The sequence below is a fragment of the Deltaproteobacteria bacterium genome, assembly GCA_020848905.1.
Classification (GTDB): domain Bacteria; phylum Myxococcota_A; class Polyangia.
Window position 1 is genome coordinate 19823 of record JADLHG010000083.1, and the last position, 22373, is coordinate 42195.

Consider the following 22373-nt stretch of genomic DNA (forward strand, 5'->3'; position numbering starts at 1 on the left):
CGCCGCGCGCCTCGACCACCACAACCCGATCAGCTTGCTTCGGGACGGTGCCTCAGGTCGGGCTGCGCAGGTAGAGCGGGAACTCGAAGCCCGGACGGATCTCGAGCCAGAGGGTGAGCTGCCAGGCGTCGCGCAGCAGCTCGCGCCCCTTGGCCAGCACGGCGGGGTTCAGGCGCAGCGTGAGGCGAAGCCGCTGCGTGACCGTCTGGCCCGCGGGGAGGCGGACGGGACTGAGCTGCGTGCTGCCGACGTGGGTGCCGGCGTGCGCGAGCTCGAGGCGGTTCTTCTCGAGCACCACGTCGTAGGGGGTCGGGTTCTCGATCGCCACCGTGAGCTGCGCGCCGAGCTCCACGTTGCCGCTCACGAGGGCGCGCGCGGCGCGGAGGGCGGTGCTCACCCAGCCGGAGCCGGACTTGGGCAGGTCCAGCGCGAAGGAGGACCAGTCGGGGCGGTAGACGCACTTCAGGATCTGGCTCTTGTGGTGCAGCGCCAGGCCGAGCTGCGTGAAGGTGGTCGCGTTCCAAGCGAAGCAGGCGAGGACCGCGAGCAGCGCGAGGAGGCGGAGCGCGCGCGGCGGGACGGGCGTCGCCTCGGCCACCGGGAGGAGCGCGGCAGCGAGGCGCGTGCCCGAGACCACGGCCCACGACATGGCGAGCACGTTGGCGCCGAAGAGCACGAGCACGCCGTCGGTCACGGGGAGCGAGGCGTCGCGGCCGACCCAGAGCGCGAGGACGATGGTGGGAGAGGCGAAGAAGGCGCCGAAGAGGAGCGCGGCGAGCGGGCGCTTGAGGAGCACGACGAAGAGGCGCGCGTAGGTCACGCCGTGGCGCTGCAGCAGCGGCGAGAGGAAGTCCACGGCGAAGGTGAAGACGAGGAAGCCGTAGCTGGCCCAGGTGGCGAGATCCTTGCGGAGCGGGCTCGGATCGTAGCCCACCCAGAAGATCAGCATCTGCGCCGTGAGGTAGAGGAGGACGAGCTTGAGCTCCTCGAACCCCTGGCGCCAGAGCGGGAGCTCGTGGCCCTCCTTGCCGGTGAGGACGGCGTCGCGCTCGAAGGCGGCGGAGAGTCTCTCCTTGAGCGGAAAGAGCAGCAGCGAGACGAGGAGCAGCGCGCCCGAGGCGACGGCGTTGACGAGCACCGCGCGGGCCTGGCTCTTCACGAGGTGCTCGACGAGGAGGTTTCCCGCGAAGCGGTAGCTCTCGGGGAGGAGGTACCCGGCGAGAGCGGCGCGCAGCGCTAGACCGTGCCCCTGCAGGAGCGTGCCGACGAGGCCGAGGATGAGCCCGGCGAGGAGGAGGTACGCGACGAGCAGCCCGAGGCTACGCGTGCGCAGGCGCAGCGGGGCGACGAGCGCCTTGAAGGTGTCGAGGAGCAGCATGGGCGGGGCCTCCCTTCGCCTCCGTCGAGCTTACCTTCTCTGGTACGCGGTGCGAGCGGCGCTCAGCGCGCGAGGTGCAGCAGGCGCGCCATGGAAGACAGAAAGGCGCGCAGGCCGCGCGGTCGTACCCGGGCGGCGGAGGAGCTGCTCGGGGCGACGGCGGGGGCAGTCGGCGCGTCGACCAGCGCGGCCAGGCGCTGCGCGAGCGCGGCGGCGGCTTCGGGCTTGCGCGCGCTGCGGAGGTACTCGTCCTTGGCGAGGTCGAGCAGGGGCGTGCGACCGTCCCTCGAGCGAACGACGTAGCGTTCACCCGAGCCCGTGAGCTCCATGGCCCAGGTGGCGCCGCCGGGGCTCTTCACGTCCTGCGTGCGGAAGGTGCCGCGCTTCTCGAGGATGTAGCCCGCGAGGGGGCCTTCGCTCAGCACGCTGTACTGGCGCCAGGTGCGGACGCGGACCGTCGGGTTCGCCGGGTCCATGGCCGTGTGGCCGACCGCCGCACCGTCTTCGTAGACGTGGAAGTCGACGCTGTCCTTCTCGAACCATCCGGCCTCGGGGCGCTTGGTGGAGGCGAAGAGCGTGGCCGAGGGGTCGCCGGGAGCGCGTCGGACTTCGTCGAGCCACGCGCGCGTCTCGGCGCGAAGTTCCTCGGGCAGAGGGCCCTTGGCGAGCGCCGCCTCCAGCCGGCGCGCGATGGTGCCCGGCTGCACCTTGCGCACCTCGGGCGTCTTGCCGTCCGTCTGCAGCCAGCCGCCGAGGTCGCGAAGGCTCTGCCGCACGTAGACGCGTCGGCCGTGGACCTTGGCGTAGTGGCCGCGCACGACGGCGAGCTCGGGTTGCTCTTCGACGGCTCGACCGGGCAGGGCCCGGAAGTAGGGTCGCTGTCCGCCGCGCTTCGGCTCGACGTAGACGTAGCCCCAGCGTTTCAGCTCGGCCGGCGACCAGCCCTTGAGGCCCGGTCCGAGGCGCACCAGGCCCTCGGCGCCGGCTCCCGTCTTGGCGTGCGCCCCGACCGCTGCGAGCAGCACGAGTAGCGCGGCCGCTCGGGCGACCCCGCGGCGCGCGGATCGTTCTATGGAGAATCCTCGGTCCATGCGCAGCTCCCTCAGCAACCGGGATGCCACTTTCTGGGCCGCGTCGTTCCCACAGGCCCGTGTCGTTCCCACCGGCCCGTGTCGTTCCCACCTGTCGTTCCCACCGGGGTAGAGTGCTGGACGGCGGATCGTAGCCCGCGGAATGTATGCGCATGGCGGGATGTACTGAGCATGCGCGCAGGGGAATGGAAGGGGAGTGGCTCCCGTGATCCTTGCGGGAGGGAGGCGCAATCCCCGCCTCCCGCGTGGCGCCTCGAGCATCTACCGACTGGCCCACCTGCCAGGGCCGCGCAGTGCGGGCCGGGCCGATGCGCTGAAACGCTGCAGCTATTCGCGCGGGGGCCGCGGCTTCGTGCGGCACACGAGCTGCATATCGCCCCGCGCTAGGGCCGCGATCCTTCGTGAGGTGCCGCGCGGCGACCCTCGCCACGCGGCGACGGCACGTTCGCGCAGCTCGGGTGGAGCGGTAGCGTGCCCCATCGGCGGCGCGCGACAGGAGGCGGAAATGACGACGTACCGAAGTGCCCTGTTCACCGCGCTGGCGGCCGCGCTCGCGTTCGCGCGTCCGATGGCTGCGCAGGCCGCCGACGAGCCGTCGACGCCCGAGCGGCGCTCGGAGGCGCTGGCCGTGCACGATGCAGTCGCGCAGGCCCTCGCCACGCAGCTTCGGGCCGGCGCGATGCCCTTGCCCGCGCTCCTGCAAGAGCTCCCACGATGGATCGTGGCGATTGCCGCGAACGAAGCGGACCGTGTGGCTCGCGTTCCTGGCGCTCCCGCGACGCAGCGCGATGGACGCGGGCACTTCCGCCCCGGCTGCGGGCTCTTCAAGGTGGACACCGGCGATGGGCGGGCCTCGGTCCAGCTCATGACCTCCAGCTTCAACCTTCCCCACTATGAGCCGACGGCCGACGGGACGGCGATGGCCTCGATGTGGCTCAAGGTCACGCGCCGCAGCGAGGCGGGGGCGCAGCACTACCTCGCGCACGCGAGCGACAACGCCGCGCCCGAGGCGCCGACGACGCCCCTCGAGGTGCGCTTCGAGGTCATGAGCCGCTACCGCAACCGGCAGGGCTCCTACGGCGAGACGCCCTGGAGCGCCGGCGTGGGGCTCTTCGAATTCGTGGCCACGCGGGTCGGAACCGACGGGCGGAAGAAGTGGCTCGCGGTGAGCGCGCGACCGCACGCAGCCGGGAGCTGGGTCGTGCAGACGCTCGGGACCACGGCCCGTCCGACGGCAGAGAGCGCCGCCGACGACGCCGTGTCCGTCGAACGCTACGAGCTCTTTCTCAAGGACGGCACGCGTCGCCGCCTCTCCCTCGAGGAGGGGCGTCGCCGCTGGGACTTCGAGACCAAGGTGCAGGTTTCCGAGGAGGGGCCGGTCTGGAACCGTGACTCCCTCGAGGCGCTCGGGATCCAGGTCGTCTTCCCCGTGAAGGGTGGTGCGCGGCGGCCCTACCTCCGGCGGGGCAAGGGGTTCAAGGCCGAGGTGGCGGCTCGGGGGGGCCGTGATTTCGCCGAGATGGAATATCCGATCAACGCCGGGCAGACCTTCGCCGACGGCGTGACCTGGAAGGCGGGCCGCCGTCGGGGTGCCGCGTATCGCCCGGCGGAGCTCGCGGGTGGGCGCAAGGCCACGCCCTAAAACATCGATCCGCCCTCTGCCCACGACCCGCCTTGACACCCGGACGAAACGGCGTCATATGACTTAACAGCGTTACAAACTAAAACGCTGTTGAGTCCGATGGGCACCAAGGAACGCCGCGACCGCCAGAAGCAGGCCACCCGGCAGAGGATCCTCGACGCGGCGCGCGAGCTCTTCGTGAAGGAGGGCTACGAGGCGGTGACCATGCGCAAGCTGGCCGCCGCCATCGAGTACTCCCCGACGGCGATCTATTTCCACTTCGCCGACAAGGAGACGCTCTTTCGCGAGCTCTGCGTGCAGGACTTCCTGGCCATCAGCCACGAGTTCTTCCCGCTCGCGACGATCGCCGACCCCGTGGCCCGGATGCGGCAGCTCGGGCAGGTCTACGTGCGCTTCGCCCTCGCCTATCCGAACCACTACCGCCTGATGTTCATGACTCCGCACCCGCCGATCGACTCCGAGCAGGTGGGCTGCCATCTCGGCAACCCCCGGGACGACGGCTACGCCTTTCTGAAGCTGACGGTCGAGGAGGCGATGCGCCAGGGCCGCCTGCGCCCCGAGCTGACCGACGCCGAGGAGCTCGTACAGCTTCTCTGGGGCTCGCTGCACGGGATCATCGCCCTGCAGATCATCAAGGGGCAGGACACGGTCGTCCCGTGGCGCCCGCTCGAGGCCCTCGCCGAGCGCTTGATGGACATCCACCTGCGCGCGCTCCTGCGCGAGGAGGCCTAGGCCGATGGTCGACCTGGCGCGCAAGAACCTCCTCCACGACAAGCTGCGCTTCCTGATCACCGTCTCGGGCGTGGCCTTCGCCGTCACCCTCGTGCTCGTCCAGGTGGGCCTCTTCTTCGGCATCCTCGAGAACGCCACCATCACCATCGAGCATCTGGGCGCCGACCTCTGGGTCACCTCCAAGAACACGCCAACGATCGACTTCCCGCACGCCTTCCCCGAGAGCCACGTGCACCGCGTGCGTGGCCTCCCCGGCGTCGCGCGCGCCGACAACCTGATCGTGGGCTACATGAACCTGGCCCTGCCGACAGGCGCCGAGGAGACCGCCGCCGTCTACGCCCTCGAGGACTTCGCCGCCTGGAACTTCCCCTGGAAGGTCGCCGAAGGGGACGTGCGCGACCTCCGCCGCGGCCGCTACTTCTTCCTCGACGACTCCGCGGCGAAGCGCTTCGGCGCCTTCAAGGTCGGCGAGTACCGCGAGGTGATGGGCCAGCGCCTGAAGCTCATCGGGCGCACCCAGGAAGCGCGCTCGTTCACCACCACGCCCATCGCCTTCATGGACTACCGCCTCGCGCAGCAGCTCTCGCCCACGATGCTCGGCGGGCGGGCGCCCTTCATCCTCGTCAAGCTAGGCCCCGGGGCCGACCTGGCCGCCGTGCGCGCGGAGATCGCGCGCCGCCTGCCGCACCACGACGTGCTCACGAGCGCCGAGTGGGCCGCGCGCTGCCGCCATTACTGGATCGTGAACACCGGCCTCGGCTTCAACATGTTCCTGACCGTCTTCCTCGGTTGCCTGGTCGGCGTCGTGGTCGTCGCGCAGACCCTCTACACCTCCACCATGGAGCACCTCAAGGAGTTCGGCACCGTCAAGGCCATCGGCGGCAGCAACGGCCTCATCTACGGCATTCTCACGCGGCAGGCCCTCATCGCCGCCGTCTTCGGCTTCGTCCTCGGGGCCATCCCTTCCTATCTCCTCCGGCCGCTGGTCCTGAAGGTGGACCTGAAGCTGATCATCGGCCACGAGCTCGCGGCGCTGGTCTTCGTGGGCACGGTGCTCATGTGCCTCGGCGCGTCGCTCATCTCTTTTCGCAAGGTGGCCGGCATCGATCCCGCGCTGGTTTTCCGAGGCTGACGGAGGCGAGCCATGGGCGTACTTCAAGCGCACGACGTGACGAAGACCTTCCGCGAAGGGCGCGAGCCGGTCGAGGTGCTGAAGGGCGTCTCGCTCACCCTCGCGCGCGGCGAGGTGCTCTCGCTCGAGGGGCCCTCGGGGTCGGGCAAGACCACCTTCCTCTCCATCCTCGGCTGCATCCTGACCCCGACCAGCGGCTCGCTGGTGGTGGATGGAGAGAGCGTGGACGCGCGCCGCCCCGAGCGGCTGCCCGAGCTCCGCAAGCGCTCCATCGGCTTCGTCTTCCAACAGTTCAACCTCTTTCCCGCGCTGACCGCCCTCGAGAACGTGGAGTTCGCCCTGAACATCAAAGGGGTCACCGGTCGCGCCGCCCGCAAGGAGGCCGAACGCGCGCTCGACGCCGTCGGGCTCTCCGACCGCCTGCGCTTCCTCCCGCGGGACCTCTCCGGTGGACAGAAGCAGCGCGTGGCGGTGGCGCGCGCGCTCGCCGGACGTCCCACGATCCTTCTCGCCGACGAGCCGACGGCGAATCTCGACTCGGTGGTGGGGACGCAGGTGCTCGAGCTCTTTCGCGAGCTCGTGAAGCGCGAGAACGGCGCGCTCCTCGTGGTGACGCACGACCCCAAGGTGCGGGCGTTCGCCGACCGCGTGGTGCGCATCTCCGACGGACGTCTCGAAGCGTGAGGGTGAACATGGCCACGTCTCGTTCGGTCAAGCGATGGATCCTCCCCGGCCTCGGGCTTCTGACCACCGTCGCGCTCGTGCTCGAGTGGCAGAACCTGCGCGGGCTGGCCGCCACGGTGGGGCGCAGGTCCGCGGCACGGACGCCCACGCCCATCGGTGCGCTCGCCTCCTCGGGCCCGGGTCCGGTCCGCGCCGAGGGCCGGCTCGTGACCTATCCGGGGGCGGAGGTCTCCGTGGCGAGCGAGGTGGCGGGGACCCTCGCGCGCGTCGCCGTGGTGGAGCAGTCGCGCGTGCGACGGGGCGAGCTTCTGGCCGAGCTGCGGTCGGAGGAGCAGCGGGCCGCCCTGGCCGAGGCGCGCGCGCAGGAGCGACTGGCGGAGGTGGACGTGCGCTTTCTCGAAAAGGAGCTGCGGCGTGCCGAGCGGCTGCAGAGCTCGAGCGCGATCGCGGTGCAGGCGCTCGACAGGGCGCGCCACGAGCTCGAGCGGGCGCGGGCTCGCCTCCACCTCGCCACGGCCACGACGCGTCGCCTGGTCGTCGCGCTCTCCAGGACCCGCGTCCTGGCCCCCATCGACGGGGTCGTGACCGCGCGCTTCGCGCAAGCGGGCGAGACCATCGGCCCCGGCACGCGCCTCGTGACGATCGCCGACCTGTCGCGCACGCGCGTCGAGGCCGAGGTGGACGAGTTCGACGCCCTGCGCGTTCGCCCCGGCGCCTCCGTGCGCATCAGCGTCGAGGGCCTCGACGGGCAGGCCTTCGCGGGTCGCGTGGAGGAGATTCCCGATGCGGTGAGCGGCCGGCGTCTCAAGCCCCAGGACCCGGGCCGCCCGGCGGACACGCGCGTCCTCCTCGTCAAGGTCGCCCTTCTCGGCAAGACCCCGCTCAAGCTCGGTCAGCGCGTGGAGCTCGAGCTGACCGAAGCGGCACGCATCGCACGCTGAGCGAGGGGAGGCGCGACGCGGGTCAGCGCGTACAGCGAGGTGCCCGCTCCCCGGGAGGGTGCTTCACGCCACTCCACCCCCCACGGGTCCGCTTCGATGCGGCACGTTGCGAATCGCGCGCATACGGGCCACGTTGGCCTCGAGGTTGCGCTGTCGCGTCCCGAGGTGCGTGGCCAGGGTGAACAGCTTGGGAAGGTGCGTCCAGAAGGGGCCGCGCCAGCCGACGAGCTCGAAGCCACGCTTGATGGCCAGCGCCAGCGTCGGATGGACGATCGTCTCGGCGTTGGTCATCCAGTTCGGGTGGCGTGCCGCGGCCCGCACCAGCAGGCCATAGAGCTGCTGCAGGTCGATCGTCGGCGAGACGTACCAGGAGGGCCAGAGCAGCGGGTCGTTGGCGTCGAACCAGCCGCTACGCTTGAGCTGTTGCTCGAGGGGCGTTCCGGGGTAGACCCGAATCCCCGTGGTGAAGAGCGCCACGTCGGTGGCCTGGACGTAGCGCTCGCAGAAGGCGAGCGTCTCACCGACGGTGTCCAGCGTCTCGCCGGGCGCGCCAAAGATGAAGAACCAGAACACCTTCAAGCCGGCGCGTCGCAACTGCTCGGCCGCATGGATCACGGCCTCCTTGCGGTAGCCCTTCTGCAGGGAGCCGAGGGTCACATCCGAGGCGCTCTCCGCCGAGCACATCACGCTGTCGAACCCCGCACGCCGCATCAGGTTCAGAAGCGCCGTGGAGGTGGCAGCGGGGTTGATCCCCATCGTCGAGAGCCGTACCGGCAAAGCGCGCACCGCGAGTTCCTCGCAGACTCCGAGCGCGTGGGCGAGGGGCAGATTGAACGTCGAATCCACGAAGTCGACCCGCTTGATGCCGTGGGCGCGTACGACATACTCGATCTCGTCGGCCACGGCGGCCGGGGCCCGTAGCCGATAACGGCGTCCCTCTATGTTGTTATAGACGCAATAGACGCAGCGCAGCGCACACCCGCGCTTCGTCTGGACCGAGTACGGCGCGCCGTGGGTCGCATAGCGTCGCAGGTCGAGCCAGCGCCAGGCCTCGCTCTGGGCCCCGGAGTCGAGGTTCGCCAGGCGGGAACGACCGCCGCGGGGCTCGTGTTCGAGCGTGCGCACTTCGTTGAGCGCCACCGCGGTATCGACCGAGGCCGAAGGGCCCTGGCGGGTCAAGACGCCGTAGTCGCCCGCAGAAGCGTCTCCGCGCCCGAGGGCAGCCAGGAAGGCTGGCAGGGCTTCCTCGCCCTCACCCACCAGGGCGTAGTCGGCGCGAAGGTAGTTCAGTACCTCCCAGGGGGCGACGCTGACGCCGCTGCCCCCTATCACAATCGGCGCGGCGGCCGCGTTTTCCCGAATGGCGCGCAGCACGCCATCCCGGATCTCCGTCAGATAGAACACCGGCCGCTCGAAGTTGCAGTTGTCGATGTTTCGGATGGTAACGCCGACCACGGACGGTGTACCTCGCCGGAGGGCCGCCGTCGTCTCGCGATAGGGGTCGGTGGAGAACGCCAGATCGAGCAGCGAAACGTCGTGGCCGGCCCGTCGCAGCGCCGAGGCCACCATGCACAGTCCGAGGGGCATGGCCGGCCACGGAACGTGCTCGCGGTTCGGGTTGATCAGCAAGATGTCCATCGCCCCTCCCTCAACCCGTCGACGTCCAGCAACGATGGTCGTGTACCCGCGGAAACGGCCTTCAGTTTACCGTCAGGGAACCCTCCGTCGTGTCGGAGACGTATTCGACGATCGCTCGCAGGCGCGGCGCGCTGGCCACCTGCTGCGCCGCCTGCGTGCTCCAGGGGTGGCCCGTGATCCCCCATCGTTGAAATAGCGGGATATCCTCGGTCAGGAACTGCGCGCAGCTGTATTCGCCCTTCGAGCCGTCCCCGCCCGATACGGCGAAGCCCGTCACGCGCCGCGCGCGCCGCTCGAAGGTCCCGGCCAGCTCGCGCAGCTCCGTCGGAGAGACCTCGAGGAGGTAACCGACGTACCCGCTCGTCGAGCCGGGAGGCGTCTTCTCCAGCACGCGCCGCATATTGCGCCGACGGACGAGGTACAGGGTATCGTCGCCTCGCAGCGCCCGCAGAACCCAGCGGACGAGGCTCGGAACGGTGACGTCCGCCGGCTTCCCCGCCAGGTCGTACGTCGCCTCGAGCCCCACCCGGAGCGCCGAATGCGGGTAGCGCAGCCGCGGCGAGAACTTGTTGGAATACTCGACGGTGCGGTCCCCGACGCGACGGTAGAGCTCGCGCAGCACCTTGCTGCTGGCGCTTCCATGGCCGAGCTTCACCTGGAGCACGAGCACGTCCCTGTCACCGATGCGTTCAATGCGGTGCGGGAGGTTCTGTTCGCGAACGAAGCGCTTCAGGCTCTCGTCGACGGTGTCTCGGTGCAAGGTCTTGCCGGGGCCGAGGGCGAGCCAGTCGGAGGCGCGCTCGAGCCTTCGCCCGCGATAGAGCTGCAGCTCCTCTCGTAGCTGTCGCACCACCTCGCGCCAGGGCATGGGCTGGGTCGTACAGGACGTGGCCGCAGCCGGGTTCCCGTCGCCGCGCGAACCCCGCTGGCCCACGAGGCGGGACAGGACCTTCTGGAACGGGTGCGCTGCCGCCGGTGCCGCCGCGAAGAGGCAGGTCGCTGCCAGTACCGCCGCGCACGCGCGGCGCACCGCGCCTTGCACAAGGCGCCGTTCTACCGGTGGTGGGTCACGGCGATGGGGCGTCACCTGGCGCAGCCTCGGGTTCGTGTTCGGGTTCGCTCGTCGGCCTGATCGTGCACGATCCATGCCCCGCACCGCCGTGGCGCGCGAGACGGCCGGCGACGCTCCGTCCTCGGCGTCCGACCCACGCGAGCAGCGTCGAGTCCCGCGGGGTTCACGCACGCGGGTGGCCCATTCGGCGGGAGGCCCGCGCCGCAGGCGGGCCCCTCTGATGCCCTCGCCGCCGGAGTCAGTTGTCCCCGGCCACTCGCGGGTCTCGCCGGCGACTGGCAGGATCCGTGGCCGGTGCGCGCCCACGCCGCCAACTCGAAGTCCCCGGAGATCTTTCACGGTTCAGGGCCGCGGGGCGGTGGCCGTAGCAGGCACGAAACCTGCTCTACTCGGCTTGCCATGCCGAACCGGACGTCTCGCCGCGCGCTCCTTCGCCCGAGGTGGTCCGAGCCACGGCCTCTCGCGGGTGCGGCCGCGCTGGCGGCGCTCGTTCTCGCGGCGGGAGTTTTCTTTGCCCCGCCTGTTCGCGCTGCGGACTGGCAGAGCCTCGTCACGGCGGCTGGCGGCTTCTGGTCCAAGGACCCCTCCGATCCCGGCTGGTCGCGCCTGCTCGCGCCGAACGCGTCGCGGTCCCGAGCGCAGCTCCCCTCAGGAATTCGCACGATGCTCGACGACGACATCCAGCACAACGCCTGGGTGCAAGATCACGAGGAGATGAAGGCCAAGCTGGGGCCCTTTCGCCCCGAAGCGCAGGCCGTCTTCGACGTGCCGTATATCCCGGTCCCCGAGCAGGATATGCGCTACGCCTATCAGGCCAAAGGGATGAGCGAGGCCCTGGCTTCCCAGGTGAGCTATCTCGACCCGTCCGGCCGTCGCATGGTGCGCGTCTTCTTTCACCCGCTCTACGCGAAGGACTATCGCCGCTTGATCGAACAGTACGGCGTGCGTTACGGCGAGTATCAGGCGACCGCGTCCTCCTCGCCGAGGTCCCTTGTGGCGTGGAGGAAGGGAAGTCCCCGACTGGCCTTCGGGCTCAAGGTGAGCCTACACACGACGCTCGAGAGGTACACCCAGCGCTACCGCACCGGGCGCGAGCGCGTGCTGGGCGTCAGCCGCATCATCCGGGGCTTCAAGGCCCATCGGACGGGGTTGGTCAACGAGGCCTTCGCTGCCATCGACGCGGCGGAGCTCGGCCGCCACCAGCTCGCCGTCCTTCCGGAACCTGCCGCAATCGTTCCGCCCGCTCTCAACAGCCCCGGAAGCCGGCACCCGCTCGAGGTGGGCGTCGTCTACCGCGACCTCTCCCCGCTGGTCAGGCCGGTCCGCGGCACGCGCTACGTCCCCGCCTTCGCCTGGATCAGCGCGCTGAAGGCCAACCTCGAGCGCGTCAACGCGCGGCGCGCCACACGAGGCCAGGCGCCGCTGAGCCCGATTCACTGGATCACGAAGAGCGTGGTGGAGCCGATCCTCCGCGCCTACTTCTATCTCGGCCTCGAGCACGGCCTGCAGGGGGAGCTGCACACCCAGAACGTGCTCCTCGAGGTGGACCGCCAAGGGATGCCCACCGGCAAGGTGATGGTCAAGGACTGGGAGGGCTTCCGGCTCGACGCCACGCTCCGGATCCGGAACGGCAAGGACCTCGGGCCGCTGAGCACCTTCAAGGACCCGTTCAAGATCATCTGGCACGAGGGAACGCAGGGGCTGCGCTCGAACCCGGCCCGGCTGGAAGCGCAATACTATAAACAGATACGGAACGTGAATGGCTTCACGGTCTCGCGCGACGTCAACGGCGAGAAGGTGACGAACTACTCGACCCCCGCCGGTCAGCTCCTGCAGCAGCTGGCCCAGGACTTCCCGAACGAGCTGGCGAAGCTGGCCCGGCTGGCCTGCGGCCCCGAGTCGGGGCGCACGATAGACGAGCAGCGAGCCCGCCAGAAGGGGGTGGAGCTGCTCTTCGATTATGTGGCGCAGACCACTTTCCGCCGCATGACGGGTATCTCGCTATCCAAGACCTCCTGGGGCTACGGAAAGGAAAAGGGCATTCACCTCGGCCTCTCCCGGCTGCGCGAGGAGCTCTTTTCCGGCCAGGAGGGGGCCACCGCTCCGGCCGGGAAGGAGGCCGAGCTCGGGGCCGTGCTGGCGGGCTGGTGGGGCAAGCTGGCTCAGCGGTCCGAGCGACGTGCGGACGATCGCGTGTGGAGCACGCGCCGCAAGCCGTCCTCGTTTCGCCTGCTCGGCAACGTCATCGAGGCGATCGGTCATCGCGGGAAGCCGGTTGGCTTCGCGCTCCTCACCCCCGGCCAGCTCGAGAGCCTCCAGGCGGAGCTCGGCCGCGCCGGCATCGAGGTGCGGCCGGCCGGGCGGGCTGCCTCGCGGCTCGCCGAGTATGCGGCGAAAGGATCGCGCCCCGCGGGACGCTCCCCCGAAGGGCGGCGGAGGCCGTCACCGCGCGTGGAGCAGGGGGGGCGCGGCGGGAAGCCAGGCCCCCTCAGGCGAGCCGGGGGCGGGGATTGACCGGGGCCACGGTGCAGGTGTACGAGGGGGCATGCCCCAAGGCGACCTGCTGACCTCGTTGCGGGCGGGCCTTCAGCCCGGGCTCAATCCGATCCTGGATCATCGCAGCGACCCCGAGGTGGGGCTGGACGTGGCCGTGCTCTCGCTCGCCGCCGGGCAGAGCCATCGCGCCGACAGCGATGGGCTCGAGACCGCGTGGGTGGCGCTCGAGGGGCGCGGCACGCTCACCGTCGACGGGCGCAGCATGGCCTTTGACCGCCCGAGCTGGGTGGAGAGCGGTCCCTTCGTCGCGCACGGCCCGGCGGGGACGCGCCTCGAGGTGCGGGCGCGCACGGACTGCCAGCTCGCTTGCCTCGCCACGCCCAACGAGGCGAGCTTCGCGTCGCGGCTCTACACGCCCGAGCAGGTGGCCGACGAGCACCGCGGCAAGGGGCGCTGGCAGGACGCGGCGTACCGCATCGTGCGTACCGTCTTCGATGGAGAGAGCGCGCCGCCCGAGTCGAGGCTCGTCCTCGGCGAGGTGGTGAACTTCCCCGGCCGGTGGAGCTCGTATCCGCCGCACCACCACGCGCAGCCGGAGATCTACTACTACCGCTTCTGGCCCGAGCAGGGCTACGGGCACGGCGAGCTCGGCGAGGCGATCCATCGGCTGAAGCAGCATGACCTGCTGCGCGTGACGCGCGCGCGTGACCACGCGCAGGTGGCTGCGCCGGGCTATTACATGTATTACCTGTGGGCCATCCGGCACCTGGAGGGGGCGCGCTACACGGGGTTCGAGTACGCACCGGAGCATTCCTGGCTACTCAAAGAGGAGGATGAGGGATGAGCCGTATCACGGCAGCCCAGGCGCTCGTAGACGGCCTGGTCGGGGAGGGCGTGGAGGTGGTCTTTGGGATCTTTGGCCACGGCAACGTGCAGCTCAGTCACGCGCTCTACGAGCGGCGAGACCGCATCCGCTTCATCACGGTGCGGAACGAGCAGGCGGGGGTGCACGCCGCGGCGGCCATGGCGCGGCTGACCGGGCGGCCGCAAGCCGTCACCACCAGCGTCGGGCCCGGCGCGACGAATCTGGTCACCGGCGCCGCGATGGCGCGCATCAACCGCTGGCCCGTCTTGCTCCTGCCCGGCGAGGTCTTCGCCGAGAACGTGGGGCCTGTGCTGCAGCAGCTCGAGGGCACGCACGACGAGACGGCGAACGACGCGCTGCGCCCCGTCTCGAAGTACTGGACGCGGCTCCAGCGACCGGAGCGGCTCAGGCGCACGCTGCGCGAGGCGTTCGAGGCCATGCTCGAGCCCGGTAGCGAAGGGCCGGCGACGATCTGCATCCCGATGGACGTGCAGGCCGAGGGCTTCCTCTGGGAGCGCGAGCGACGGCTGGCCCCGCGGGACCGTCGCTACCACCGGCCGGTAGCCGACGCCACGCGCGTGGCCGAGGCTGCGCGCTGGATCCTCGAGGCGCGGCGGCCGCTCATCGTCGCCGGGGGCGGAGCCCTGCGCTCGGACGCGAGCGCGGAACTCGTCACCTTCGCCGAGCTGCTCGGCGCGCCGGTCGCACCGACGCAGGCCGGCAAGGGGGTGATCCTCTTCGAGCACCCGCTGAACGCCTTTGGCGTGGGTCCCACGGGAAGCGCGATGGGCAATCACCTGGCCGCGCACGCGGACCTCGTGATCGGCGTCGGTACGCGCTATAGCGACTTCACCACGGCCTCCGAGACGGCGTTCTCCTCGGAGGCGCGCTTCATCAACGTGAACGTCTGCCACTTCGACGTGCGCAAGCAGCGGGCGCTCCAGCTCTGGGGGGACGCGCGGGCCACACTCGCCGCGCTGCGGGCCGAGTTCGAGCGAGCGGGGGCCACGGCGCGGGGCACGGGGAGCGGCGCGACCTATCAGGCGAGCGGAGAGTACGGGGCGGAGCTCCGCGCCCAACGCGCGGCGTGGCTCGAGGAGACCGACCGCTGGCGCACGCGCGAGGGTCTGCCGCTGCGGCAGTCCACGGCCATCGGCACGATCAACGACCTCCTCCCCGCGGCGTCGGTGGTGGTCAGCGCGGCGGGGACCCTCCCCGGTGACCTGCAGAAGCTCTGGCGCGACAAGGACCCCGCCGGCAAGGGCTACCTCTGCGAGTACGGCTACTCCACCATGGGCTTCGAGATCGCCGCCGGTCTCGGCGCGAAGCTCGCGCTCCCCGACCGCGAGGTGGTGGTGCTCGTCGGAGACATGAGCTTCCTCATGATGCCGGGCGAGCTCGTCACCGCGGCGCAGCTCGGGATCCCCTTCACCGTGGTGGTCTTCGACAACGGCGGCGGTCAGTCGATCCGGGGGCTCCAGCGGCGGAGCGGCTTCGGCGACTACGGGATGGAGTACCTCCGCGCCGACGGTAGCCGGCTGGCGCTCGACTTCGCGGCCATCGCGCGCGGAATGGGCTGCCACGCGCTCCCGGTCGAGGACGCGGCGGGGCTCGTGGACGCGTTCGCGCAGGCCCGGGCCACGCGCGACCGCCCGACGGTGATCGATCTGAAGGTGAGCCGGGACGAGCTGATGGGTGGGTACGGCGGCTGGTGGGATGTCCCCCAGCCGGAGGTCGATGCCCAGGGGGCGCTGCGCGAGGCCCGCGGCGCCTATCTCAAAGAGAAGGCCAAACAGGTGATCCGCTGATGAGCGCCATCGTCGTCGCCAACGCCCCGGTGAGCTTCGGTATCTTCGAGGCCGCCTTTGGAGCCACCAAGCAACTGCCGTACACGCAGGTCCTGAGCATGATCGCCGAGGCGGGCTACCAGGGGACCGAGCTCGGTCCGTACGGGTACCTGCCGACGGAGCCCGAGAAGCTCGACCGGGAGCTCCGGCATCACGGGCTCAAGCTCGGCTCGTCCTTCGTGCCGCTCGCCCTCGCCGACGCCCACCGCTTCGACGAGGCGCGGGCGGAGGTGCGAAAGGTCGCCGCGCTCTTGCGCACGCAGGGCGTGGAGGAGGTGATCATCGCCGACGCGGGAGACGCACGACGCCGCGCCGAGGGGGGGAGGCGTCCCGCCGGCTGGACCGACGCGGAGTGGAAGGTCGCGACGCGCACGCTGGACACGCTCGCGCGCGAGCTGCGCGACGACTTCGGCATGCGCGTGGTGGTGCACCACCACGTGGGGACCTACCTCGAGACGCCCGAGGAGATCGACCGCATGCTCGACGAGACGGACCCGAGCCTGGTCGGGCTTCTCCTCGACACGGGGCACTACGTGTACGGGGGCGGCGACCCGGTGGCGGTGCTCGCGCAGCGCCGGGACCGCATCTGGTACCTGCACTACAAGGACGTGGACGAGGCCAAGCTGGAGCGCATTCGTCGAGAGAAGATCGACATGGACAGCGCGTGGCGCCTCGGGGTGTTCGTGCCGCTCGGGCGCGGCCAGGTGGACTTCGCGACGCTCACGCGCAGTCTGAAGGATACGCACTACCGGGGCTGGGTGGTCGTCGAGCAGGACACGATGGCCGACGCCGACGGGAATCTGACGCCGGATCCGTTTCAGAGCGCGAAGGCGAGTCGCGAGTACCTGAGGACGCTCGGGCTATGACGCGGCGAACGCGAGCGGTCCGCATCCATCGGACGGGGGGCCCCGAGGTCCTGTGCGTGGAGGAGCTCGAGCTCGGTGTGCCGGGCCCGGGGCAGGCGCTGGTGCGGCACGAGGCCATCGGCGTCAACTTCATCGACACCTACCACCGGAGCGGGCTTTATCCGCTGGACGGCTTTCCCTCGCCGCTCGGACACGAGGGGGCCGGGGTCGTCGAAGCCGTGGGACCCGGCGTGAGCGAGGTCTCCGTCGGGCAACGCGTGGCGTACGCGGGGCGTCCGGTCGGCGCTTACGCCGAGGCGCGCCTGATGCCGGCGGAGCGGCTGGTACCGCTCCCGGCGGGGATCGCGAGCGAGCAGGCGGCAGGGATGATGCTCAAGGGGATGACCGCGGAGTACCTCTTGCGGCGCACCTACCCCGTGAAGGCCGGGCAGACGGTGCTCTTTCACGCGGCGGCGGGGGGCGTCGGGCTCATCGCCTGCCAGTGGCTCAAGCACCTCGGCGCGACGGTCATCGGCACGGTGGGCTCCGACGAGAAGGCGGAGCTCGCGCGGGCCCACGGGTGCACCCACACCATCGTCTATACGCGCGAGAACTTCGTCGAGCGCGTACGCGAACTCACGGGGGGACGCGGCGTGCCGGTGGTCTACGACTCGGTCGGGCGCGACACCTTCCTCGGTTCGCTGGATTGTCTCGAGCCGCGCGGGACCTTCGTGGGCTTCGGCAACGCCTCGGGCAAGCCCGAGCCCTTCGACGTCACGCTCCTCGCGGCGAAGGGGTCGCTCTATATGACGCGGCCCACGCTCTTCACCTATACGGCGAGCCGGCCGGAGCTACTGGCCTCGGCGAACGCCCTCTTCGAGGTGGTGCAGGCGGGGGCGGTCAGAATCGAGGTGCGGCACCGTTTTCCGCTCGCCGAGGTGGCCGAGGCGCATCGCGCGCTCGAGGGGCGACGGACCACGGGCTCCTGCGTGCTGGTGCCATGATGGGGCTCGGACCTTCGATGCGGAGGCGTGCCATCGCAACGAGCCTCGTGGGGTTTGCGGGGGCGCTGGTGCTCGCGGGCTGCCCCGGAGACGCCAAGCCCTACCGGCCGGGAGTGGTCGCCGACAGCGGCTGGCGCGACGGGCAGGCCTTCAAGCCGCCACCGGGTTCTGCCGACGGTGCGGGGCCGGGGGGGGACGGCAGCGTGGGTCCCGTTCCTGATGGCGCCGCGCCCAGGGCCGACGGCCCGCCCGGCACCACCGAGAAGCCGCGGCAGTGTCAGCGCACGTGCAAGACCCCCGACGACTGCTGCGAGAAGCCGCCCTGCACGACCTACCCCGATCGCTTCTCGTGCACCAAGGGCTATTGCCGCGACGAGGGGTGCAGCGGGGATCCCGATTGCGCGGGGCAGCCCGATACGAAGTGCCTCACGGTGAAGGGGCAGAAGGTCTGCGCCGAGCCCTGTTCGGCCAGCGTGCCGTGCAAGACCTTCCCCGGCGACACCTGCGTGGAGAACGCGTACTGCAGCGCCTTCACCCCCGCGGACTCGCCCCCCTGCAGCGCGACGCAGGCCTGTCCGAAGGAGGCCGTCGTGGGGAAGTGCTATCTCGCGGCCAAGATCTGCGGCTGCTCGGACAGCCCCGCCTGCCAGGCCGCGTTCGGGGGCACAGGGGGGACGTGGGTCTGCGCGGAGCTGTAAGGGCGGCGGCGTGGTCGTGACGCGGCACGTGGGACGCGGCGCGCCTCAGGGCGTGAGGCCGAGGCGGAGGTAGCGCACCGTGGAGCCGCTCCCCGTCGATGCGGGGGCGGCGGCGTAGAGCGCGAGGTGCAGGCGGCCGGCGGCGTCGAGCGCTGCGCTGCCGAGGTGACGCGCCACGAGCCCCTCCTTGACGATCGCACGGGAGAAGCCGCCGCCGGCTTGCAGCGAGGCGAGCTCGAGCCGCCCCTCGGTCTCGTGGGCGCCCTGCCAGCGGCAGCCCATCGGCGGAGGCCCCGGCGGGTTTGGCGGCGGAGGCCGGGTCGGTCCATCGCAGGTGGCCGTGAGCTTCGCGTGATGGCGGAGCCGACTGACGAAGAGCCGCACGTCGCCGTTGCCACTCGCCACCGCGCCGACGGGCACGTGCTCGACGAGGTCGTAGCTGCAGCTCTCGCCGGTCATCGTGGGCTGGCGGGTGCACTTGTCTCCCACGTCTTCTGACGCGACGGCGGTGAGTCTCCACGCGGCGGTCGTCGGGTCGCGGCTGGCGTGCGTGAGCTCCAGGCGCTCCGGCGAGGCGGGCGCGAAGCGCTTGAAGAAGACGTGCGGGCGCCCGAGCGGCTCACCCGGGACGGGAGTCACGACGAGGGCCACCTGGCTCGCGTGCGAGAGACTGGAGGAGCCGTAGCGTGCGACAGGCTCGGCGCCAAGGGGGGGCGCGGCCCAGGCCAGCTCCCATTCGCCCTTCACGGTGCGAAAGAAGGCGAGCTGCGCCCTTCCCTCGGGGGAGAGGGCCACGGGAGGAGAGCCGGCTTCGCTCGGCATCACGGGGAGGATGGGGGTGACGATCCAGGAGATCGGCTGCGGCGTGGGCGCCGGCGCGAGGGAGAGCAGGGTCGTGGATTGCGGCCCGCCGTAAACCAAGTGCACGAAGCCCGGCGCGTAGAGGCAGCCCGCGCGGTCCACGGCCAGGCCCCCCGACCAGCCCGTGCGCTGCGCCGGCAGCGATTCGTGCACGGTCCAGGTCGCGCCCGAGAACGTGGCGCGGCGATTTCCCGACGGGGTGCCGTCGTAGAAGAGAGCCTGCGGCGCGTCGTTCGGTCCCATGACGAGCGCGCCGGTCGCCAGCGGCGAACCGGTGGGCGTGACGCTCCACGTGCTGCCCTGTCGACGTGCGTAGAAGCCGTGGTAGCCGCTTTCGGCCACGGAGAAGAGGAGCGCCGGCTCGCCCTTCGCATTCAGCGCGAGGCTGGGCGCGTCGTTACGGTACGCGGGCTTGGTGGGCAAGGTCTCGTCCACGAGCACGCCGCAGGGGAGGCCCGCGCCTCCGCACAGGGGACCAGCGTAGACGGGCGGGGCTTTGCCGCAGCGGGCCTGTCCCCCGTCGGGCGGGACCGCGTTCGCGTCCGGCCGGGGGGGCCCCGAGTCCTGGCACCAGGTGCTGTCGGTCCACGCGCCGAGGTCGGTGTCGTGGTAGCCCTCGAGGGAGGTCCCGGCATCCGACGGCCCGCCGTCCCCGCCCTGGCCGAGCGATCGGCCGCCGCAGGCCGCGATGGCGAGAGTAAGCGCCAGCGCGGCGCCGAATAGGCCGATCTTGGAACGAGCTGGCTGCGTGAGGTGCATGCTCTCCGTGAGAGCAACCCGCGTTCCACTTGCCGTGGTGCGTGCAACCTAGCAGGATGATGACCGCGGGCGCGCGAGCCGGTGGCCGATGGCTGTGCCAGAGAGTGCCAGGTGGCACAGCGGCGGGCGTCTGACCAAGGGCCCGGCCCGAAGCCCAAGGAGCCGACATGACGCACCCGAAGTCGCTGCTACATCAGATGACGCTCGAGCAGCCGACCCAGTTCTGGAACGACAGCTGCGAGGAGCAGAGCCTGCGTCGGGCCATCGAGCACGGGGCCACCGGCGCGACCACGAACCCGGTGATCGTGCTCGAGGCGATCGACGCCGACCGCCCGCGCTGGCTCGAGTTCGTGGCGCGGCTCCGGCGCGATCACCGGGCGGAGACCGAGGAGCAGCTCGCCTGGCGGCTGGTCAGCGAGGCGGCCACGCGTGGCGCGGACCTCTTGCGCCCGATCTGGGAGGCCCACGCGGCGCGGCGCGGCTGGATCTGCATGCAGGTCAGCCCGCGGCTCTACCCCGACGCGCAGGCCATGGTGGCGCAGGGGCGACGCTTCGCCGAGCTGCGGCCCAACATGGCCGTGAAGGTGCCGGCCGTCGAGGGGGGTCTCCAGGCCATCGAGGAGCTCGTAGCGCACGGCGTGTCGGTCAACGCCACCGTGCTCTTCACCGTGCCGCAGGCCCTCGCCGTGGCGGAGGCGATGGAGCGCGGGCTGGATCGCGCGGACTGGGCCGGCCGCGACGTGACGCGCATCGCCTGCTGGGTGACGATCATGGTCGGGCGCCTCGACGATCACCTGCGCGACCAGGCCGCGGCGCAGAACCTCACCATCGAGGCCGAGCAGGTGCGGCAGGCCTCGACGGCGGTGATGCGCAAGGCGTACCGGCTCTTCAAGGAGCGCGGCTACCGCGCCACGCTGCTCGCCGCGGCGATGCGCAGCCACCACCACTGGTCCGAGTTCGTGGGAGGCGATCTGATCGTGACGATCCCGCCCGCGTGGCAGGAGAAGTTCAACGCCTCGGGAGTCGAGGTGCGGCCGCGCATCGACGAGCCGGTGTCCGAAGCCGTGGTGGAGTCGCTTCGCACCGCGTTTCCCGACTTCGTGCGCGCCTACGACGAAGACGGGCTCGCACACGAGGCCTTCGTCTCCTTCGGCGCGGCCACCAAGACCCTCCACCAGTTTCTGGACGGCTACGAAAAGCTCCTGCGGCTCGTGCGGGCCGTGATGTTGCCGCTCTAGCCTCTGCGTCGGAAAACGATCGGGTGCGGGTGCCGGGGCGGACTTTCGGGGTCATCTTTCCCTCGTAAGCGCCGGGGGCGCAACAGGGGAGGCTCATGACCGAGCTCGCACAGAAGCAATGCATTCCATGTCGTGGCGGCGTTCCTCCGCTCTCGGGGGACGCGATCCAGCCGCTTCACGCCGAGGTCCCCGCGTGGCGGGTCGAGAACCGGCACCACCTGGAGCGCGAGTTCGGCTTCGTGGATTTCGCCACGGCCCTGCGCTTCGTGAACCGCGTGGGAGCGCTGGCCGAGGACCAGGGGCATCACCCGGACCTCCATCTCGCCTGGGGGAAGGTCGGCGTCGAGATCTGGACCCACAAGATCGACGGCCTCACCGAGAGCGACTTCGTGCTGGCCGCGAAGATCGACCTGCTCTGGGAGACCGCTGAGGGACGCCGGGACGAGGACCGCTCGCGCTAGCAGGCGTGGACCTCGCACGGACTCCAGCTGCACGACGAGAGGCACCACTGCCACCCGCGCTGTCCTCCGGTCGTGCAGCAGCGGTGGTTGGTCCCGTTGTCCCAGGTGCACGCAACGCCGGCCTTCTTCACGCAGGTCCGCTTGCAGCCGGTGCTCCCGTCGCAGGCGACCTTGCTGCAGCTATCGCAGCTCGCCGTGCCGGAACAGGTGGAGCTGCAGTTGCCGGGGACCCACGCTTCCCACTGGCAGCTCTGGCCACACTGCCGCGTGGGCGTCTGCTGCGCGCAATCGCCGCAGCTCTGAGTCAGGCCCGTCTCCACCGTGCCGGGGACGCACACGCAGGGGAGCGGGTTCTGGTCCGTTTTTCCGCCCTTATCCATTGCTCCGCTGCCATCGCGTGCGGAGCTGCCATCGCGAGCGGAGCTTCCGTCGCGCGCGAGCGCGTCCGCCTTTCGGGCGTCGTCGGGTTTCGCGTCCGCGTCCGAGCTGTCGCGGGTCCCCCAGTCCGTTCCCACCCCGGTGTCCCCGGAGGCGTCCAGGTCCGATGCCACGTGCGCGTCGGAGAACGGGCCGCTTCCTCCGTCGGTCGCGACCTCGACGCATCGGCTGGTCAGCTCGGCCGAGAGCTCCCCGTAGCGTCGCCCTGACGGGCAGGAGGTGTCGGCGAAGCTGCAGAACCCCGAGGCCTCGCACGTCCCGGTCTCGCCGCCGCGCAGGCACTGGCTCCCGGTGGAGCACGCATAGGGCCGCGAGGAGGCCGAGCATCCGGCGATCAGGGTGGCGCCGGCGAGGACGACCACGCCCAGCGCGGCGGCAGAAACGCCCGGACGGCCGCGACGGGCGCGGGAGCCCGAGAGGTCCGTCGGGGAACTGCTGGTTTCGTGGACCACGCTCTACCAATTCTAATGCGGTCCACCCCACCACCGCAACGACGGCGCGGCGCGCGCGCATGCCGCAAAGAGACCGGCGCGCCGCGGCGTGACGGTGCC

At 70.9% G+C, this 22373-nt stretch carries 19 protein-coding genes; 13 read left to right on the forward strand and 6 right to left on the reverse strand.

The features are described from left to right. Window positions 1-52: 52 nt before the first annotated feature. Together IT371_30945 and IT371_30950 are read right to left on the reverse strand one after the other, a co-directional pair. Complete coding sequence (locus IT371_30945) at window positions 53-1378, reverse strand: hypothetical protein (protein MCC6752109.1); 1326 nt, start codon at window positions 1376-1378, stop codon at window positions 53-55. Window positions 1379-1440: 62 nt separating this feature from the next. Continuing rightward, window positions 1441-2469 carry a hypothetical protein gene (locus tag IT371_30950; GenBank protein MCC6752110.1) on the reverse strand — a complete coding sequence of 343 codons (1029 nt, stop codon included), beginning with the start codon at window positions 2467-2469 and terminating at the stop codon, window positions 1441-1443. Between the two features lie 505 nt (window positions 2470-2974). Here IT371_30950 and IT371_30955 point away from each other — a divergent pair. The 5 genes from IT371_30955 to IT371_30975 all read left to right on the forward strand — a co-directional run bounded on the left by IT371_30955 (window position 2975) and on the right by IT371_30975 (window position 7600). Further along, complete coding sequence (locus tag IT371_30955) at window positions 2975-4111, forward strand: hypothetical protein (protein MCC6752111.1); 1137 nt, start codon at window positions 2975-2977, stop codon at window positions 4109-4111. 99 nt (window positions 4112-4210) lie between these two features. Further along, entirely contained in the window at window positions 4211-4843 is a 633-nt protein-coding gene (locus IT371_30960; protein ID MCC6752112.1) for a TetR/AcrR family transcriptional regulator, read from the forward strand. A gap of 4 nt (window positions 4844-4847) precedes the next feature. Further along, window positions 4848-5975 (forward strand): ABC transporter permease, encoded by a 1128-nt coding sequence (locus tag IT371_30965; protein ID MCC6752113.1) that lies wholly within the window; start codon window positions 4848-4850, stop codon window positions 5973-5975. A 12-nt stretch (window positions 5976-5987) separates the two neighbouring features. Then, window positions 5988-6659 carry an ABC transporter ATP-binding protein gene (locus IT371_30970; protein MCC6752114.1) on the forward strand — a complete coding sequence of 224 codons (672 nt, stop codon included), beginning with the start codon at window positions 5988-5990 and terminating at the stop codon, window positions 6657-6659. 8 nt (window positions 6660-6667) lie between these two features. Further along, a complete protein-coding gene (locus IT371_30975) occupies window positions 6668-7600 on the forward strand; it encodes an efflux RND transporter periplasmic adaptor subunit (GenBank protein ID MCC6752115.1) in 933 nt (310 codons plus the stop codon). 63 nt (window positions 7601-7663) lie between these two features. Here the strand turns inward: IT371_30975 and IT371_30980 are convergent, their stop codons facing one another. Beyond that, a complete protein-coding gene (locus IT371_30980; GenBank protein MCC6752116.1) occupies window positions 7664-9238 on the reverse strand; it encodes a cobalamin-dependent protein in 1575 nt (524 codons plus the stop codon). Window positions 9239-9299: 61 nt separating this feature from the next. Continuing rightward, the gene (locus IT371_30985) at window positions 9300-10268 is read right to left on the reverse strand and encodes a hypothetical protein (protein MCC6752117.1); all 969 of its coding nucleotides are present in this window, start codon (window positions 10266-10268) and stop codon (window positions 9300-9302) included. Between the two features lie 705 nt (window positions 10269-10973). Between IT371_30985 and IT371_30990 the strand changes: the two genes are divergently transcribed. Genes IT371_30990 through IT371_31015 form a run of 6 tightly spaced genes read left to right on the forward strand, consistent with a single transcriptional unit; the run spans window position 10974 to window position 18065 of the window. Then, window positions 10974-12824 carry a hypothetical protein gene (locus tag IT371_30990; protein MCC6752118.1) on the forward strand — a complete coding sequence of 617 codons (1851 nt, stop codon included), beginning with the start codon at window positions 10974-10976 and terminating at the stop codon, window positions 12822-12824. A 31-nt stretch (window positions 12825-12855) separates the two neighbouring features. After that, a complete protein-coding gene (locus IT371_30995) occupies window positions 12856-13650 on the forward strand; it encodes a 5-deoxy-glucuronate isomerase (GenBank protein ID MCC6752119.1) in 795 nt (264 codons plus the stop codon). After that, complete coding sequence (locus IT371_31000; protein ID MCC6752120.1) at window positions 13647-15479, forward strand: 3D-(3,5/4)-trihydroxycyclohexane-1,2-dione acylhydrolase (decyclizing); 1833 nt, start codon at window positions 13647-13649, stop codon at window positions 15477-15479. Before IT371_30995 ends, IT371_31000 begins: the two co-directional genes overlap by 4 nt. After that, on the forward strand, window positions 15479-16384 hold the full coding sequence (locus IT371_31005) for a TIM barrel protein (protein ID MCC6752121.1): 906 nt from the start codon (window positions 15479-15481) through the stop codon (window positions 16382-16384). Before IT371_31000 ends, IT371_31005 begins: the two co-directional genes overlap by 1 nt. After that, a complete protein-coding gene (locus IT371_31010; GenBank protein MCC6752122.1) occupies window positions 16381-17367 on the forward strand; it encodes a quinone oxidoreductase in 987 nt (328 codons plus the stop codon). The genes IT371_31005 and IT371_31010 overlap by 4 nt, the downstream gene beginning before the upstream one ends. A gap of 17 nt (window positions 17368-17384) precedes the next feature. After that, a complete protein-coding gene (locus IT371_31015; protein MCC6752123.1) occupies window positions 17385-18065 on the forward strand; it encodes a hypothetical protein in 681 nt (226 codons plus the stop codon). A 45-nt stretch (window positions 18066-18110) separates the two neighbouring features. Here the strand turns inward: IT371_31015 and IT371_31020 are convergent, their stop codons facing one another. Next, the gene (locus tag IT371_31020) at window positions 18111-19685 is read right to left on the reverse strand and encodes a hypothetical protein (GenBank protein ID MCC6752124.1); all 1575 of its coding nucleotides are present in this window, start codon (window positions 19683-19685) and stop codon (window positions 18111-18113) included. Between the two features lie 167 nt (window positions 19686-19852). Between IT371_31020 and IT371_31025 the strand changes: the two genes are divergently transcribed. Together IT371_31025 and IT371_31030 are read left to right on the forward strand one after the other, a co-directional pair. Beyond that, window positions 19853-20923: a transaldolase family protein gene (locus IT371_31025; GenBank protein MCC6752125.1), complete on the forward strand. Its 1071-nt coding sequence runs from the start codon at window positions 19853-19855 to the stop codon at window positions 20921-20923. A gap of 95 nt (window positions 20924-21018) precedes the next feature. After that, entirely contained in the window at window positions 21019-21384 is a 366-nt protein-coding gene (locus IT371_31030; GenBank protein MCC6752126.1) for a 4a-hydroxytetrahydrobiopterin dehydratase, read from the forward strand. Here the strand turns inward: IT371_31030 and IT371_31035 are convergent. Then, window positions 21381-22274, reverse strand: a complete 894-nt coding sequence (locus IT371_31035; GenBank protein ID MCC6752127.1) for a hypothetical protein — start codon at window positions 22272-22274, stop codon at window positions 21381-21383. The genes IT371_31030 and IT371_31035 overlap by 4 nt on opposite strands. Between the last annotated feature and the right edge of the window lie 99 nt (window positions 22275-22373).